Origin of the sequence: Lachnoanaerobaculum saburreum DSM 3986 (assembly GCF_000185385.1) — a bacterium.
GTDB lineage: Bacteria > Bacillota > Clostridia > Lachnospirales > Lachnospiraceae > Lachnoanaerobaculum > Lachnoanaerobaculum saburreum.
In genome coordinates, this window is the sequence record NZ_GL622296.1 from 2,575,166 (window position 1) to 2,593,133 (window position 17,968).

Consider the following 17,968-nt stretch of genomic DNA (forward strand, 5'->3'; position numbering starts at 1 on the left):
CTCCTATCAATCCTTAAACAGATGTTTTACCTCTTTGAAAAGTTTCTTATCCTTTTCTATCAAGTCTTCATTTCCGACAGCACAGATAAGCTTATCACTAAGTACCGCCTCAAGTAAAGGAGCCAAGCTTCTGATATCGGCTTCACTTGTATTTAATACCTCTTCTCTTTCCTTTTGCATATCCTCATGTCTTACCTTTGAGTAATATGCACTCAGCCCCTTCATACCCTCTCTGGCAGGTGTAAGCGGTATATCCATTTCACTTATAGCACCTATTACAGACTTGGTCATCTCTCTGTCACCGGCGGTAAAGTTCTTTGCATAGTCCACTATACCCTCATATATTTTGTTTGTATTGGCTACATTCGGGTCACGAAATGATACAAAGCCTGCATTTCCGCTTCGTGAAAAAACAGCACTACAGCCATAGGCACCACCCTTTACTCTTATATTGTTCCATAGGTAGTCATAACTTAACAGTACTTTAAACACTCTAAGTACTCCTGTATATTTGAAGCCATGATTTACAAAGTTACCGAATCTGGCGACATAGTTTACCATTGATGAAGTTTCAAAGCCCTCATTTTTTATCTCCGTTGTCAGACTTGATTTTTTATCAGGAGCATCACTTTTTTCAAGGCTGTTTGCAAAATCTTCAATACCGTCAAATGTATGCTTATATCCTTTGTCATCACATATTGTATGTATCAAAAGATTATTTATATTGAATGTCTTCTTTGACAGTTCACTTAATTTTTCGTAGAGCTTATCAAAGTCTTTTTCAAGGTCAATTGACTCAAGGAATTTAAGATATTCAATACCCTTTGTCAAATCATTGAAAAGCAACTCCTTTGAAATATATGAACCTGCTCTGGTAAGTGCAGTCATATGTCCGGATGATACCAATCTGTCTTTACCTGCCAGTACTTCAGCTATTATATCCTTGATTCTTTTCTTATCTTCAAGCTTTGATGTTGTAAGTACTTCAGCCACTATTGAATACAGCCAAGGCTCTTTGCCGTACAAAATCTTTGAGTTGACACAAAATCCGAATGTAAAATCAATAGGGTTTGCATTGGTGGCATATGCCTCAAGTGAGTATGATATACCGCCTGAATTTAAGTTTACATTGGTAGCCAGTGATGCATATGTCTCTTTTTTCGTATCAATATATCCAAGTATTTCCTTTAACAGTGCAAGGTACTTTATTTCTTCCTCATTCGCAAAATCAATATTGAAAATAAACTTCATATAGTTGATACCTGCTGTAAATACTTTGGAATGTACCACCTTTATATTCTTTTTGCAAACTTTCACACTGTCTTCTTCAAACTTTGGCATCTTCACTTCTGTGCTTATATCATCTCTGCTAAGCAGAGGAATCTTAAGCAGTGCTTCTTCGCTTGACGGTTCAGACTGATACTTTTTCAGTGCTACAGTATCATCATATATCTTTCTAAGCTCCTCCTTAGATAATCTAGCCCTGAAATCGGCAAGCTTTTCTTTAAGTTCATTATCTTTTTTTGTAGTAAGACCCTTTTTCGGTGTCATTGTGACTATTGCGGTATTCTTATTGTCAAGCAGGTATTTTTCTATCAGGTCTTCAAAATACCCCTTTTCAACTTCATCTCTAAGTGTCTTAAAGATATTTTCAAATCTAAGATGCATTGTCGGGTCCGCATCATACAGCCATGAATCAAAGCTTGAAAGACCGTACATAAGCCCCTTAGGATATGATCCGTAGTCGGCTTCTCTTGCTCTAAACTCAAATACATTGATAGCAGCTTTTATAGCCTCTTTATCAAGCCCTTCATCTGCAAGCTTTCTTAGAGTACCACCTATGACAGCCAAAAACTCGGACTTTCTGTCAAGATTGCTGTTCTTTGCAGTTACACCGAAATACGGTACCGATATACCGTTGGCATATCCTCCGTATACATCCTCACCTATACCGGCATCTATAAGTGCCTGCATAAGAGGTGCCCCAGGCGCATCTATCAGTACATACTCAAGTATCTGAAAGCCCATATATACTGTCGGATCAAGCTCACCGCCTACAAGTGTATTCCATGAAAGATAAGTCGCATTTTCCTCGTTCTGGCTTTCAGTAATAGGATACTCGAAGTTTCTTTCTTTCATCTTCTCAAGCGGTTTTACTTCCTCTATCTTTGAATCCACAAACTTGTATTCAAACTTACTTAGATATTCCCTGTCTATCCGGTCAAGTTTATTTGCCATATCCATATCTCCATACAGATAAATATATGAATTTGACGGATGGTAGTACTTTGAATGCATATCCAAAAAATTCTCATATGTCAAAGTAGGGATAATATCAGGGTCTCCGCCCGACTCCTCTCCATATGAATGTCCTTCAAATAGTGTCTTTGTAATGGACCTTTCAAGTACACTGTCGGCAGATGAAAAGGCTCCTTTCATCTCATTATATACTACACCGTTTAGAATAACTTCTCCGTTCTTATCAGGGCTGCCCTTATCATCCACTAATTCATAGTGCCATCCTTCCTGCATAAATATCTTCGGTTCGGTATATACATTCGGATAAAATACCGCATCCAGATATACTTCCATAAGATTGTCAAAATCCTTGTCATTGCAGGATGCAATGGGATAAACAGTCTTATCCGGATATGTGATAGCATTAAGAAAGGTATTTAGTGAACCCTTTACAAGCTCTACAAAAGGATCTTTTGCCGGGAATTTCTTTGAACCGCAAAGCACCGAATGTTCCAAAATATGTGCCACTCCTGTAGAATCCTTTGAAGGGGTTCTGAAACCTATAGTAAATACCTTGTTATTGTCATCGGTAAGCAATGCAAAAATTCTTGCCTTTGTTTTTTTATGCTCCAATATAACCGCTTTTGCACTTAATTCATCAATATCTGTAATATCCGCTACATTATATGTAGACAGTTTTTTTATTTTATTTACCTGTTCTTCAATATTGTAAACTTTCAATTTATTTCTCCTTATATGTATTCCAAAAATTTGTACTTAAAAATCGCAAATGTCTCTCTCACAAGCATATGTAAATATAAAACCCTGTTAGATCTTGCACTGATCGGATAAACTTGTGTATATCCTACTCTTTTTGCAATCAACATTGATCTGAAAATATGAAAATCGTTTGTCAAAATACCTATAGTTTGAGGTTTGTCTTCAACCTCAAGCACCGGTCCCATATCATTTACTATTGTAATATCCGTTCTTCTTTTGATATCGGAATTATACCTGTCAATCAACGCTTTAGAATATATCAAATTTTGTCTGGTATTATGTGACTGTATTTCGACCAAAATATTATTTTTATCTATACCGTTTTTTATAAGGTAATCCGCCATCTCCATAGACTCTATTTTTTTATCTCTACCGATTCCACCGCTTATAACTATTATTGTATCAGGATTATTGTCAATATATTCTATGGCCTTATCCAGTCTATATTTACATTCGCTTCCTTTCTTTTCTAAATCCGGCTTTGTTCCTAAAATAATCAAAAAGTCAAGCCCCGGCTCATCTTCTTTCGGCAATGAAAGACTTATCTGTATTGATGTTATAATAAAAATAAGAATTCCAAGAGTCGCCAAAGTATAGACAGATACCACAGACCACAATGGAATTCTCTTATTCAGATAAAATTTGATTAGTTTGCCCATAGCAAAAAATACAAATGCAAATCCATACCATATATAACTTTGTAATTCCACAAATCCTGTCATAGAAATAACAATCGTTCCATATATCCCACATAATATTGCCAGTATAAATGCAACCATTATACCTCCATTACTGCCCTTCAGGATTATAAACTCTTAGTATATCTCCTTCTTCGACTACCTGCTTATCAAATGTAACCTTCAAAAGTTGCATAGGATGCGGAGCACTCTCCATCTTATCATCCTTTTCATTTTCTATAGACTCTACTTTAAGTGATATATTTTCACCGTTTTTTTTCATAACTTCAATACTGTCGCCTACAAAAAATCTGTTCTTTTGATTGAATATTGCTCTGCCCTCTTTATCTACACTGTTTACAGTACCTATATATATGTAGTTCTTCACATAGGTATTGCTGTCATATATCTGTGTGTCACTGTCGGGCTTGCCGAAGAAAAATCCTGTGGTGAACTCTCTGTAGGTACACTTCCCTATCTCTGACTTGTACCACTCCAGATTTTCTTTAAAAGTTTGCACCGACTTTAAACAGTCATCTATAGCCTTTCTGTATGTCCTTGCTACTGTGGCTACATAGAGTGCAGTTTTCATCCTGCCCTCTATCTTAAAACTGTCAATCCCCGCCTCTATCAAATCCGGAATATATTCAATCATGCAAAGATCTTTTGAATTGAAAATGTATGTGCCTCTTTCATTCTCATATACCGGCATATATTCACCCGGTCTTTTCTCCTCCACCACGGAATACTTCCACCTACAGGAGTGAGTACATTCACCTCTGTTGGCATCCTTTCCTGTAAAGAAGTTACTGAGCAGACATCTGCCCGAGTATGACATACACATAGCTCCATGTACAAATGTTTCAATCTCCATTTGCTCAGGTATATTTTCCCTTATTTTCCTTATCTCCTCTAGTGAAAGCTCTCTAGCCGTAACCACTCTACTTGCTCCAAGCTTCCACCAGAAAAGATATGTGGCATAGTTTGTATTATTAGCCTGTGTGGAAATATGTATATCCACCTGTGGCCAGACTTCCTTTGCTATAGTGAATATTCCGGGATCCGATATTATAAGGGCATCCGGTCCGATTTCTTTTAATTCATTAAAGTAAGACCTTGCCGCTTCCAAGTCATCATTATGTCCAAGGATATTTGCCGTTACATAGACCTTTTTACCTCTGTCATGTGCATATTCTATACCTGCTTTCATATCCTCTTTTGTGAAATTTTTTGCCTTGGCTCTCAGGCTGAAAAATTCACCTCCTATATATACCGCATCTGCACCATAATCTATCGCCACCTTCAGGTTTTCAAGATTGCCTGCCGGTATCAAAAGTTCCAAATTTCTCAATTTACCTCCTGCTTCTACTCAGTAAAACTCCATCTCCTATTGAAAAAATCCATGAATCCAGTGTCTCATCATGTAAAAGAAGATATATATACTCTCTCATTCTCTTATATATTGTCTTGTCTCTTTTTCTTATTGCAAAGGAAGACTCCAATAAGTCTCCCTCTTGCAAACAATTATCTGAGAAAATCATTCCCGCCTCTTTTAAAAGTTCCTTTACTATGGGTAACCACATGATATACTGTGCCTTGGCGGCATCCATAAAGATAAAATCAAATTTCTTATGCTTATCCGCCAGACTCTTCAGTATATCATCGGCATCACCTTCCAATATCTTTATTCTGCTTTCAAAGCCGGCATATTTTATATTCCTTTTCGCTTCCTCAACTCTATCAGGCATTTTTTCAACAGTCCATATATTTGCATTTGAATTTTCAAGCATAACTATAGCTGAATACCCTATTGCACAGCCAATCTCCAAAATAGAACCGGGATTTTGCATCTTCAAAACAAACTTTAAAAGATTTTCAGTATCTCTTTTTATAATCGGTATATAGTTTTTTTTAGCCTTGGCTCTTATCTCTTCCGCCACACTTGAATTCAGAGGAGAGATAATATCAAGATACTCCAACACTTTAGGATTTGTTATCATTGTTCTTGTTCCCCGACTTACCGTCATCAATCATCTCAAGTATCTGTCTTGATGTCTGTGATGTGTTGAATGTATACTCACCTGAATGCATTCTGATATCAAAAAATTTAGCCTGTATCTCAAATGAGAGTTTATTTCCTATAACGCCGTTTTCATACAGCTTATCTGCCAATTTGCCGAAACTCATACCGTCTTCTATAGTCATTTCTACATTTCTTCCCGGAGGTGAGTCCACACTTGATGCATAAAATATACTATGTCCGAATTGGAAAGAAAACGGTATGCCCACCAGCATTATCAGCAACATTATATATGTTACAATTCTTCCCAAAAAAGAAGTTACTCTTTTTTTTGTCTTCTTTTTAGATATATTATTAGATATATCAGATGTAGTTTCTTTGCTCATTTAGTACCCTTTAATGTACCTCCATTATTATCGGCAATATTACCGGATTTCTCTTCATCCTCTTCCACAAAAATTCGCTCAAAGAATCTCTTACCACATTCTTTATCTTTGCCCAGTCTGTGATTCTGGCATGAAGACAGTCCGCTACCGCTTCCCTTACTACTGCACTTGCCTCATTCATCAAATCTGTAGACTCTCTCACATATACAAATCCTCTTGATACTATGTCGGGACCTGAGAGAAGTCTGTTGGTTCCATGCTCAAGGCTCATTGCAACTATTATTATACCATTTTGTGACAGGCTTTGCCTATCACGAAGTACAATATTTCCAACATCACCTACACCAAGTCCGTCTACAAAGACTCCGCCGGCTTCTACATGACCCACCGTCTTGCAGGAATATTCACTAAGCTCCACCACATCACCGCTTGACATTATCAGTACATTTTCACTTGGTATACCCACAGCCTCTGCAAGCCCTCTTCCTGCCATCAGATGTCTGTATTCACCATGTACAGGCAGTGCAAACTTAGGCTTTAAAAGTGAGTACATAAGCTTGATTTCTTCCTGACAGGCATGACCTGATACATGTGTGTCCTGAAAGATAACCTCCGCTCCCTTCATAGAAAGCTCATTAATGACCTTTGAAACCGCCTTTTCATTTCCGGGGATAGGTGTCGAACTCATAATTACAACGTCCTCGGTTGATATCTCCACCTTTCTATGTACAGAAGAAGCCATTCTTGAAAGTGCGGCCATAGATTCTCCCTGACTTCCTGTAGTGATAATAACTGTCTTTTCCTGCGGATAGTCCTTTAAGTGGTCTATATCAATAAGTGTACCCTCAGGAATGTCGATATATCCGAGGTCTGCGGCAGTTCCTATAACATTGACCATACTTCTGCCTTCCACCACCACTTTTCTGTCATATTTATATGCAGTATTGATTATCTGCTGCACTCTGTCCACATTTGAAGCAAAAGTAGCCACAATTATCCTGCTGTCCTTATGTTCGGCAAATATCATATCAAAAGTCTTACCTACAGTTCTTTCAGACATTGTAAAGCCCGGTCTGGTCGCATTTGTAGAGTCGCAAAGCATTGCAAGGCAACCCTGCTTTCCAATCTCCGCCATTCTTCCAAGATCCGCCGGATCGCCGAATACCGGCGTATAGTCCACCTTAAAATCACCTGTATGGAAAACGGTACCTGCCGGAGAGTGTATGGCCAGTGCCGCAGCATCCGCTATGGAGTGGTTTGTCTTTACAAATTCAACCTTAAAATCCCCAAGCTTTACCACATCACCATACTTTACTACATTTAATTTTGCAGTATCATCTATCTGATGTTCTTTCAGTTTCTTATCAATAAGCGCACAGGTAAGCTTTGTACCGTAAACCGGCACATTCAGTTGCTTTAAAATATATGGTAAAGCACCTATATGATCCTCATGACCATGTGTTATACAAAACCCTTTTACCTTCAAATAATTGTCCTTAAGATATGTGATATCAGGTATTACAAGATCTATTCCAAGCATATCGTCACTTGGGAATGCAAGACCGCAGTCAACCACCATGATACTGTCCTCATACTCAAATGCAGTGATATTCATACCTATTTGCTCAAGTCCGCCAAGCGGTATTATCTTTATCTTCTTACTTGTCTTTTTGATTCTGCCCCTTCTTTTTTTGTTGGTATTTTCCATAAGTATATTTGACACCTGCTCCGCCAAAGTCGGTACAACCCTGTCTGTAGGAGCTACATATCTGGCTACAGATTTTTTCATCTCACCCGATACCTCATTTGTATCAACCGTTTCCTTGTTTTCAGCATTCCTCACTCTTTTGGCGGCAGTTCTTCTTACAGGCTTTTTTTCAGCCAACTTTTCTTCTGCAATATTTCCTGTGCCGACTTCCGATGCATTTCCTTCATTGGCGGTGTTTTTTCTTCTAATCCCCTGTTCATGCTTTAGCCTCGCATTTACAGTTCTTTCTTTTTTGACCTTTTTTTCAGGTGTATCACCTGTTGTCCCGGCCTCACTTAATTCCTTGCTCTCTTGCATTATTCTTTGCATATTCAGCAAAGGATTTTTTTCATTCTCGTTCAAAACTTATTCCTTTCTAACTCTAATATATCAAAAGATACAGACTATCTTACAATATCTATATCATCATCATTCGTCATCTTTTCAAATATCTCAAATGCAGAATTCAGCTCTTCTTCATCTTCTACAAAGATATATTCGGCATCTTTTGCTTCACTGTTTGAAATATCCTTCATTATATAACATTCTCCGTTTTCATCTTCAAAGCTGTCTGTAACAAGTATATAGCTTATACCGTTTATCTTTGTTTCTTCTATAATGCTGAACTCAATATTTTCACCGTCTTCCGATAAAAAAGATATCCTGTTATTTTCCATTTTCTTTCTCCATATATTCTCTCAAAATAATACCTGCCGCAACCATATCAATAAACTGCTTTCGATTCTCTTTCTTTACGCCGGACTCATCCAGTATTTCATCAGCCTCCACCGTAGTCAGTCTTTCATCCTGCATTATAATAGGTACATCCACTCTTTGTTTTAACTTCTCTACAAACTCCAATGTAAGTGACACCCTTTTTCCTCTTCTACCGTTCATATTGACAGGCAGTCCTACCACTATTTTTTTTATATTTTTTTCTTCTACAATCTTTGCAATCTTTGCAAGAGATCTTCTAAGTTTATTTTCTTTACTTCTCTCAATGGTTTCAAACGGCTGTGCTGTAAGTCCCAATGAATCACTTATAGCTACACCTATAGTCTTTGAACCATAATCAAGTCCCATGATTCTTTCTTTTAAATCCACCTTTTTCTCTCCAAACTATAAAAAGAAGCCTACCTTCAAAGCAAACTTCTTCATACATCTTACCCATATTTAAAATATGTTTTATTGTATGACCCAGCCTCATAAGGTCCATCACGCGGCTTTAAGATTTATCTTAAAAAGTTCAGCTAAGATTTTTCTCAATATAACTTTTTAATAACTCTTCAACTATCTCATCACGCTCCACCTTCATGATAAGACTTCTTGCACTCTTGTGACTCGTGATATAAGTCGGATCTCCTGACATCACATAGCCAACTATCTGATTTAACGGGTTATATCCCTTTTCTGTTAAAGCCTTATAAACTCGCCTCAACACTTCTTTGACATCCATTTTATTTTCTTGTACTGCTCTAAAATATTGTGTATTTTGAACATCCATGTTATCACGCTTCCTTCTCTAATAAAGTTTATTTTACCACGATTGCAGGTTATATTGCAATATAATTTAAAAGTTCAGAAAACAGAATTATAGTATATGTATTTTCATACTATTATATGTTAATCCGCCTCTTTCTCCATCAACAGTATATCATCAGTCAGAAATTTTACTATTTTACCTCTAACAATATCATTTGCCTTAAGTTCACCCTTTAAAACGGCAACCTTTACATATTCCTTTGTATAACCTGTATAATACTCTATATTATCCTTTATGAAGTTCTCTTCACAGAGCATTTCATCCGCCTTACCAAGTCTAAGTTTTCTAAACTCTCTTTGATTGACGAGATTGATTTCACTTAAGATATTTGCCCTTTTTGCCTTTTCATTGCCGTCCACCTGCGGCATATTTGCCGCCTTTGTACCTTCTCTTATCGAGTACGGGAAAATATGTGTTTCATAGAATTTTACTTTTTCTATAAAATTTTTGCTCTCTTCAAAGTCAAGCTTACTTTCTCCGGGAAAACCTACAATAATATCTGTAGTGATTGCCGGAGAGTCAAAATATTTTCTTATAATTTCCACTCCTTTATAAAACTCATCTACACTGTACTTTCTGTTCATACTCTTTAGAGTTTTATCACATCCGCTTTGCAGGCTTAGATGAAAATGCGGGCAAAACTTATCTATATTACCAAGACTCTTTATAAAATCTTCTTTGATGATTCTCGGTTCAAGTGAACCTATACGAATTCTTTCTATGCCGTCTACTTCAGATATATTTTCTATCAAATTAAGCAACTCATTTTTTTTAACAAATTCCTCATCACTTTCCTCTCTTGCGGTAAGCCACTCCATTCTCTTATTATATGACTCATCTAAGAAGTCAATCCCATAAGAAGAAAGATGTATCCCTGTAAGCACAACTTCCTTATATCCTGAATCGGCAAACTTTTTCACTTCTTCTATGATATTCTCCATCTTTCTGCTTCGCACTCTCCCCCTTGTAAAGGGGATAATACAGTATGAGCAAAACTGATTGCAACCGTCCTGCACCTTGATAAAAGCCCTTGTGTGGTCATTTATCTTACTTATATGAAACTCCTCATAATCTGAACTTTTATTTATATCTATTATAAATTTATTTTCATTCTTGTCCTGCAAATACTCATTTATTATATTTACAATTTCATTTTTGTTATTGTTTCCTACAATTATGTCGATGCTTAGATCCTCATCAATTCTTTTCTTTGCAGATTCCACATAACATCCTGCCGCCACTACTATGGCATCCTCATTCATCTTTCTTGCCCTGTGAAGCATCTGTCTTGACTTTCTGTCTGCAATATTTGTTACGGAACAGGTATTGATAATATATATATCCGCTTTCTCGCCAAAATCCACACATCTATAACCTGCGGCTTCCATAAGCTGTTGCATGGCCTCTGTTTCATAGGTATTTACCTTACAGCCAAGTGTATGAAAAGCAACCGTTTTCATAAAAATCCTTTCTAACTTTTTCAAATATCATTGACTTTACTATAAAATTTATATAGGATATAGGCAGAACTAAATGCGCAAATACTTTTAAGTATCTGTTGCATTTACATAATATTTTTTATAATGGAGGATTATATGAAAACAGTTCAGATTTCCCTTAATTCTATTGACAAAGTAAAGTCATTTGTTAATGAATTGGCTAAGTACGATGTAGACTTTGACTTGGTTTCAGGAAGATATGTTATAGATGCAAAGTCAATAATGGGTATCTTCAGCTTAGACTTATCAAAGCCTATCGATCTTAATATTCATGCTGAGGATAATGTAGAGCAGATACTTGAGGCACTCTCCCCATATATCATCAAATAATATTCTTTCAGTCTGACAGATTTTTCTGTCAGACTTTTTTAGGCTTTCACTAAAATTCTTTCCTTACTTTCCAACGCCCTTTCTAAAAGTTCGTCTATAATTCCCTCAAGTTTTTCTTCAGACCTTTCGATATCAGCCAATATGGGCTTTGTCACCGGATGCTTTGCCACAAATATTGTACAACAATCCTCATACGGCTGTATAGAAGTCTCATAAGTACCTATTTTTTCTGAAATCTCCACAATTTCCTGCTTATCAAATCCTATCAGCGGTCTGAATACAGGCAATGTGGCAGCCGCATCTGTGCTAAACAGTGACTGAATTGTCTGGGATGCCACCTGTCCTATACTCTCCCCTGTAATAAGTGCCTGATCTCCGTTTTCTACAGCTATTCTTTCCGCAATCTTCATCATATATCTTCTCATAATGATTGTCAGCTCATCATGTGGACAGTTCTCATATATTGCAAGTTGAATATCCGTAAAATTGATTATATGCAAGTTGAGAGGTCCGTTGTACATTGCTACAAGCTGTGCAAGCTCTATTACCTTTCTCTTTGCTCTCTCAGAGGTATAAGGAGGTGCATGAAAATATACCGCTTCCACTCTCACACCTCTTTTTGCAATCATATATCCTGCTACAGGCGAGTCGATACCGCCTGAAAGCAAAAGCATTGCTCTGCCGTTTGTGCCTACAGGCATTCCTCCGGGTCCCTCTATCTCAAGTGAATATATATTGATATATGTCCTTATCTCCACCTTGATAAGTACATCAGGCTTTCTGACATTTACTTTTATTTCGGGAAAGGCATTTAAAATAACTTCTCCAAGCTCTGCATTTATGCTCTCGGAAGTTCCGGGGAAGCTCTTGTCCGCCCTTCTGGTATCCACCTTAAAGGTAAAGTTCTTGTCCGGATATACTTCGTCTACATATTCAACCACTCTTTTTTTCAGGTTTTCATAATCTTTTGATTCAATTCTTACCATCGGACATATACCGACTATTCCGAACACCCTGCCAAGTCTGTCTATGGTATCCTCATAGTCATAATCTCCGTCCGTATCCACATAGATTCTGCCAAGCTCCTTTGATACAAAAAATTTGCCGTCAACATCCTTTAGTGCAATTCTTATTTGCTTCATCAGAGCATCTTCAAACATATATCTGTTCTTGCCCTTTACACCTATTTCACCATATTTAATTAAAAATGATTTGTACTTCATTATTTCCTCACAAATTTTCTAAGAAGCGGCAAGAGTTCTCTTAAGTTCTCTATACAATACTTAGCCTCTTCCATATTATTGAGTTCTGATAGAGAAATCCTTATAGTCGCATCCAATAAATCTTCTCCGACTCCTACAGCCTTAAGCGTTCCCGATATACCCGGATGATTTGAAGAACAGGCAGAACCGCTTGAAACATATATTCTTCTGTCTTCCAAGGCATGTAATAAGACCTCTGCACGAATATCTTCAAAAGATACACTGATAATCTGCGGTGCAAAATTCTCACCTCTGCCGGTATTTAATACGGCTCCGTCTATTTTCTCAAGTTCATCCATCAGATAATACTTAAGACTCTTTATCTTTTCCACTCTCTTTTCAAACTCGTCATAGGCTTCCTTTGCCGCCACCGCCATTCCGGCTATTCCGGTGGTGTTTAGAGTACCGCTTCTCATTCCCCTTTGATGTCCGCCTCCGAAGATAATAGGATTTATCTTCACATTACTGTCAATATATAAAAAACCTACTCCTTTCGGACCATGGAACTTATGAGCCGATACCGAGAGCATATCAATTCCCTGTATTTTAGGATTTATTCTGAACTTTGTATATGCCTGTATAGCATCTACATGAAAGAGAGTATTTGCATTCCTGCTTTTTATTATCTTTGATATTTCATCAATAGGCTCTACGGCTCCGATTTCATTATTTACATACATGACTGAAACAAGTATAGTATCTTCTCTTATGCTTTCTTTTAATACCTCAAGGTCCACTCTCCCTGTTTTGTCTACAGGTAATACAGTCAACTCAAAACCCTCTTGTGACAGAAATGTTGCCGGCATATATACGGCAGGATGTTCTATTCCGGATATTATTATATGCTTTCCAAGTCTTTGTTTTGCCATAGCGGTGCCTATAATTGCCATATTATTTGACTCGGTTCCACCTGATGTAAAGATTATTTCATTTTTTTTTACTTTGAGAGTCTTTGCTATTGTCTCAGAGGCATCCTTTATATATTTTTCAGCCTCCACTCCCTTTATATGCTTTGCGCTTGTATTTGCATAGTCCTCTCTCATAGTCTTTAACATTATATCTATGGCTTTTTCACTTACTTTTGTAGAAGCCGAGTTGTCAAAATATGCGTTCATCTATTCTTCTTCCAATCTAATCATTATATTACTGAGTAATGCAAGTCCCGCCGTTTCAGTCCTTAGGATTCTTTTACCAAGTGTAATCACTTCAAAACCTGAGTCTGTAGACTTTTTTACTTCAGCCTCTTCAAAACCGCCTTCAGGTCCGATAAAAACAGCTATATTATTTTTGCTATTCAGACTGTTAAGTATATCCTTAGTCTTTTTAATCCCGTCTGCATTCTCATAAGGTAATAATTTTACACCATAATCCTTTACTATTTCAAGTGCATTATCAAGAGTCTGTGGATTTAATACTTTTGGAATAATACTTCTTTTTGACTGCTTTGCCGCACTCTGTGCAATAGCATTCCACCTGTTTACTTTGGCTTGTGTCTTCTTTTTATCTATCCTTACTACAACTCTGTTTGTCTTCACAGGTATTATTTCACTTACACCCAGTTCTATCGCCTTTTGTATTATCATTTCAATTTTATCCGATTTCGGGATACCCTGTAGCAATGTAAGCTTTATCGGCAATTCTCTTTGTTCCATACTCTCAAGTAATTTTAGGTTCACCCTGTCATTTTCTATCTCTTCTATTTTACAAAGATAATCCCAATCGCCTTTTACACTGATTAAAAGTTCTTCACCAATCTTCATCCTCAGGACATTTACTATATGATTTACATCACTGCCGGATATATATGCATTTTCACCATTTACCTGTTCTTCTTCTACAAAAAAATGATACATTATCCCCTCTTTTTTGCCACAATACTGACCCACTCTCCCAGATGATTTATATCAAGGATTTCAAAGTCCTCACTCTTTTTAAAAGCAAGTACTACATCAGCTTCCTTTGTATCTATTATTCCGGATGTAATGAATATTCCGCCTTTTCTCATATGTTTTGCTACGGTCTTTATAAGTTCTATGATAACCGGAGCTAAAATATTTGCCGTCACTATATCAAACTTTTCATAGCCTGCCATATCCATTATATTCTCATCAGTCAATATATCTCCACATACCGCTACAAATTCAGTCATGCCTATTTCATTGCTTATCATATTCTCCATGACAGCATCTATCGCCATATCATCAAGGTCCGTTCCGAATACACACTCCGCTCCAAGCTTTAATGCCGCAATACCGAGTATTCCGCTTCCGGTTCCTATATCAAGTACCTTAGCCTCAGGCTTTGTCCTAAGATACTTTTCAAGTGCCAGTATACACAACCTGGTGGTCTCATGTGAGCCTGTACCGAATGCGGTTCCAGGATCTATCTGTATAATTGTCTTATATTTTGCACCTTTCGGTATCTCTTCCCATGTAGGCTTTATCAGTATATCACCTACAAAAAAAGGCTTAAAGTACTGTTTCCAGTTGTTTATCCAGTCCTTGTCCTCAGTTTCAGACTTTATAAGCACACCGTCACCGATATCACAAAATTCTTTAAGTTCTTCCAATGTATTTTGGATATCTTCCAAAAGTCTTGTATTGTCCGCCTCAGAGTCCAGATAAAAGCTTACCTTTGCTATACCTTCATCCTTTGGAAGCTGCGGCAAAATATCTATAAACATTCCCTTTGTTTCCTCGGCTGTCAGCGGTACATTGTCTTCTATCTCAATACCTTCCACACCTACATCTCCAAGTGATGCACTGATAATATCCACCGTATCAGTCTTTGTAATAAGAGTATACTTCTCCCACTTCATATAAGCTGTTTCCTCTCTTTTAATCATGCCATAAAAGAATAACAGGGTTGCCATGTGGCAACCCTGTTATTCCAATCAGTAGAAAATATCAGTCTACTGTTACTATTTCACGCTTGTTATATGAACCACATGCCTTACAAACTCTATGAGGAAGCATTAACTCTCCACACTTAGGACATTTTACAAGACTTGTAGCCGACATCTTCCAGTTAGCTCTTCTCTTATCTCTTCTACCGCGAGATGTTTTATTCTTTGGACAAATTGACATTCTTTCACCTCCTTATCTCGAGTCACAAAACTTGTTTCATTATAATAGTAAAGGTTTCTCTTGTCAATATTATTTTTTTGCCAATCTGTAAGCGTCTCTGGCTATAGCCAATTCCTCATTTGTCGGCATAAGGATAAGCTTAATCTTAGAGTCGGGAGTTGAAATCATAGTTCTCTTGCCGCGAACATCATTCGCCTTCTCATCAATCTTGGCACCGAGATATCCGAAAGCATTTCCTACAATCCTTCTTGTTTCCTTATCATTCTCACCTACACCGGCAGTAAAGCAGATGGCATCCACTCCTCCCATTGCCGCTATATAAGCACCGACATACTTGATAATTCTATATCTGAATGCTTCAAGTGCCACCTGTGCAAGCTCATTACCGTCTGCTGCGGCATTCTCCACATCTCTGAAGTCTGATGATATACCGCCGCTCATTCCGAGAACACCCGATTTCTTATTAAGAATATCAAGTACCTCATCAACACTTCTGTTCTCTTTGTCACATATATACTGTACAATTGCAGGGTCGATATCACCTGATCTTGTACCCATGATAAGACCCTCAAGCGGAGTAAGACCCATTGATGAATCTACACATTTACCCCCGACAGATGCTGAAATTGAAGCACCGTTTCCGAGATGACATACTATAACTTTTGCACTGTCTTTGTCAAGATTTGCAAACTCAACCGCCTCATGTGATACATACATATGGCTTGTACCATGGAATCCGTATCTTCTGATATGATACTTGTCATAGTACTCACTTGGAATAGCATACTTATACGCTTTCTGTGGCATTCCCATACCGAAAGATGTGTCAAATGCCGCCACATTTGTAATTCCCGGCATTGCCTTTTCTACAGCTTCAATGCCCATAAGGTTTGCAGGATTGTGAAGCGGTGCAAGGTCACAGTACTTTTTTATCTCCGCCTTTACCTCATCATCGATAACAACAGACTCGGGATACTTTACTCCACCCTGTACGACTCTGTGTCCGACAGCGGCAATTTCACTTGCATCTTTTATTACTCCATGCTCCTTATCTGTAAGTGCCTCAAATACAAGTGCAATAGCTTCCGTATGATCCTTTACATCTTTTTCCACAATATACTTATCCCTGCCGATAGGCTCATGTGTAAGCTTTGATCCGGGGATTGCTATTCTCTCAAATAATCCCTTTGCCAGAGGCTCTTCATTTTCCATATTTATAAGCTGATATTTAAGTGATGAACTACCACAGTTTATAACTAAAATATTTTTCATAAGAAACTCCATTCCTTGTATTTAATTTATTTATCTTCTCCGGCAGCCTGAATTGCTGTGATTGCAACTACACCGACTATGTCCTCAGCCGAACATCCTCTTGAAAGATCATTTACAGGCTTTGCAATACCTTGACACATCGGTCCGTATGCATTTGCCTTTGCAAGTCTTTGAACAAGCTTATATCCGATATTTGCGGCATCAAGATCAGGGAATACAAGTACATTTGCATGTCCCGCTACAGGTGAACCCGGTGCCTTTGCCTCTCCTACCTCGGGAACAATTGCGGCATCAAGCTGAAGCTCTCCGTCAAGACAAAGATTCGGGGCAAGCTCTTTTGCAATCTTTGTAGCCTCTACAACCTTTGTTACATCATCATGCTTTGCACTTCCTTTTGATGAATGGCTGAGCATTGCAACCTTCGGTTCTTTTCCTACCAAAAACTTAAAGCTTTCCGCTGATGAGAGTGCAATAGCTGCAAGCTTCTCAGGGTCGGGATTTTGCTCAAGTGAACAATCCGCAAATACAAATACACCGTTCTCACCGAACTCACAGTTCGGCACTTCCATCACAAAGAATCCCGAAACAAGTTTTGTACCGGGTTTTGTCTTAATTATCTGTAATGCAGGTCTTAATGTATTGGCTGTTGAATGACAGGCACCGCTTACAAGTCCGTCCGCATCTCCCGCCTTAAGCATCAGACATCCATAAGTTGTATAATCACTTAACATTTGCTTTCTTGCATCTTCATGAGTAAGTCCCTTTGACTTTCTAAGTTCTACAAAGAGATCCTCATATTCTTCTGTTTTCTCATAGGTATTCGGATCAATTATAGTTGCTCCCGTAATATCAAACCCTTTTGAATACTCCTCCACTTCCTGCGGTGTTCCTATAATTATCAGGTTTGCCAAACCGTCTTTCAAGATTGTTTGGGCAGCCTTGAAGGTTCTCTTATCCATTGACTCCGGTAATATTATAGTTTTCTTACTCTTTTTTGCTCTCTCTCTTAGTTGATCCATCATTGACATATGACATATCCCTTTCCGTTAACAGCATATAGCTGATGTTTATCCCGCTTTATTGCAGGGCAAAAGCTCTCACAAGCTAATATATCTTATAGTATAGTAA

At 37.8% G+C, this 17,968-nt stretch carries 18 protein-coding genes; 1 reads left to right on the forward strand and 17 read right to left on the reverse strand.

Translation table 11 applies throughout. The features are described from left to right. Positions 1 to 6: 6 nt before the first annotated feature. The 10 genes from HMPREF0381_RS11925 to mtaB all read right to left on the reverse strand — a co-directional run bounded on the left by HMPREF0381_RS11925 (position 7) and on the right by mtaB (position 10,851). Complete coding sequence (locus HMPREF0381_RS11925) at positions 7 to 2,979, reverse strand: insulinase family protein (protein WP_008752242.1); 2,973 nt, start codon at positions 2,977 to 2,979, stop codon at positions 7 to 9. 11 nt (positions 2,980 to 2,990) lie between these two features. After that, the gene (locus tag HMPREF0381_RS11930; RefSeq protein WP_008752243.1) at positions 2,991 to 3,797 is read right to left on the reverse strand and encodes a YdcF family protein; all 807 of its coding nucleotides are present in this window, start codon (positions 3,795 to 3,797) and stop codon (positions 2,991 to 2,993) included. A gap of 10 nt (positions 3,798 to 3,807) precedes the next feature. Continuing rightward, positions 3,808 to 5,046, reverse strand: a complete 1,239-nt coding sequence (locus HMPREF0381_RS11935) for a peptidase U32 family protein (protein WP_008752244.1) — start codon at positions 5,044 to 5,046, stop codon at positions 3,808 to 3,810. Position 5,047: 1 nt separating this feature from the next. After that, entirely contained in the window at positions 5,048 to 5,722 is a 675-nt protein-coding gene (locus HMPREF0381_RS11940; protein WP_242824428.1) for an O-methyltransferase, read from the reverse strand. Beyond that, positions 5,679 to 6,101 carry an endolytic transglycosylase MltG gene (locus HMPREF0381_RS11945; protein WP_008752246.1) on the reverse strand — a complete coding sequence of 141 codons (423 nt, stop codon included), beginning with the start codon at positions 6,099 to 6,101 and terminating at the stop codon, positions 5,679 to 5,681. The genes HMPREF0381_RS11940 and HMPREF0381_RS11945 overlap by 44 nt, the downstream gene beginning before the upstream one ends. A 10-nt stretch (positions 6,102 to 6,111) precedes the next feature. Further along, complete coding sequence (locus HMPREF0381_RS11950) at positions 6,112 to 8,211, reverse strand: ribonuclease J (RefSeq protein WP_242824429.1); 2,100 nt, start codon at positions 8,209 to 8,211, stop codon at positions 6,112 to 6,114. A 41-nt stretch (positions 8,212 to 8,252) separates the two neighbouring features. Beyond that, entirely contained in the window at positions 8,253 to 8,525 is a 273-nt protein-coding gene (locus tag HMPREF0381_RS11955) for a DUF1292 domain-containing protein (RefSeq protein WP_008752248.1), read from the reverse strand. Then, a complete protein-coding gene (gene ruvX, locus HMPREF0381_RS11960; protein ID WP_008752249.1) occupies positions 8,515 to 8,952 on the reverse strand; it encodes a Holliday junction resolvase RuvX in 438 nt (145 codons plus the stop codon). The genes HMPREF0381_RS11955 and ruvX overlap by 11 nt, the downstream gene beginning before the upstream one ends. 142 nt (positions 8,953 to 9,094) lie before the next feature. Then, positions 9,095 to 9,352, reverse strand: coding sequence for an IreB family regulatory phosphoprotein (locus HMPREF0381_RS11965; RefSeq protein ID WP_008752251.1), 258 nt, complete (start codon positions 9,350 to 9,352; stop codon positions 9,095 to 9,097). 119 nt (positions 9,353 to 9,471) lie between these two features. Continuing rightward, a complete protein-coding gene (mtaB, locus tag HMPREF0381_RS11970) occupies positions 9,472 to 10,851 on the reverse strand; it encodes a tRNA (N(6)-L-threonylcarbamoyladenosine(37)-C(2))-methylthiotransferase MtaB (RefSeq protein ID WP_008752252.1) in 1,380 nt (459 codons plus the stop codon). A 135-nt stretch (positions 10,852 to 10,986) separates the two neighbouring features. Here mtaB and HMPREF0381_RS11975 point away from each other — a divergent pair, with 135 nt between their 5' ends. Next, positions 10,987 to 11,220 (forward strand): HPr family phosphocarrier protein, encoded by a 234-nt coding sequence (locus tag HMPREF0381_RS11975; RefSeq protein ID WP_007593716.1) that lies wholly within the window; start codon positions 10,987 to 10,989, stop codon positions 11,218 to 11,220. Positions 11,221 to 11,258: 38 nt separating this feature from the next. On the opposite strand, the gene thiI is transcribed toward HMPREF0381_RS11975, so the two are convergent. The 7 genes from thiI to pta all read right to left on the reverse strand — a co-directional run bounded on the left by thiI (position 11,259) and on the right by pta (position 17,868). Then, positions 11,259 to 12,443 (reverse strand): tRNA uracil 4-sulfurtransferase ThiI, encoded by a 1,185-nt coding sequence (thiI, locus tag HMPREF0381_RS11980; protein ID WP_008752254.1) that lies wholly within the window; start codon positions 12,441 to 12,443, stop codon positions 11,259 to 11,261. Beyond that, a complete protein-coding gene (locus tag HMPREF0381_RS11985) occupies positions 12,443 to 13,597 on the reverse strand; it encodes a cysteine desulfurase family protein (protein ID WP_008752255.1) in 1,155 nt (384 codons plus the stop codon). Before HMPREF0381_RS11985 ends, thiI begins: the two co-directional genes overlap by 1 nt. Further along, positions 13,598 to 14,335: a 16S rRNA (uracil(1498)-N(3))-methyltransferase gene (locus HMPREF0381_RS11990; RefSeq protein WP_008752256.1), complete on the reverse strand. Its 738-nt coding sequence runs from the start codon at positions 14,333 to 14,335 to the stop codon at positions 13,598 to 13,600. After that, on the reverse strand, positions 14,335 to 15,300 hold the full coding sequence (gene prmA, locus HMPREF0381_RS11995; RefSeq protein ID WP_040461438.1) for a 50S ribosomal protein L11 methyltransferase: 966 nt from the start codon (positions 15,298 to 15,300) through the stop codon (positions 14,335 to 14,337). The genes HMPREF0381_RS11990 and prmA overlap by 1 nt, the downstream gene beginning before the upstream one ends. Positions 15,301 to 15,388: 88 nt before the next feature. Beyond that, positions 15,389 to 15,568, reverse strand: a complete 180-nt coding sequence (gene rpmF, locus HMPREF0381_RS12000) for a 50S ribosomal protein L32 (protein WP_007593730.1) — start codon at positions 15,566 to 15,568, stop codon at positions 15,389 to 15,391. Positions 15,569 to 15,637: 69 nt separating this feature from the next. Then, complete coding sequence (locus HMPREF0381_RS12005; RefSeq protein ID WP_008753758.1) at positions 15,638 to 16,840, reverse strand: acetate/propionate family kinase; 1,203 nt, start codon at positions 16,838 to 16,840, stop codon at positions 15,638 to 15,640. 26 nt (positions 16,841 to 16,866) lie between these two features. Then, positions 16,867 to 17,868 carry a phosphate acetyltransferase gene (pta, locus tag HMPREF0381_RS12010; protein WP_008752259.1) on the reverse strand — a complete coding sequence of 334 codons (1,002 nt, stop codon included), beginning with the start codon at positions 17,866 to 17,868 and terminating at the stop codon, positions 16,867 to 16,869. Positions 17,869 to 17,968 lie beyond the last annotated feature (100 nt).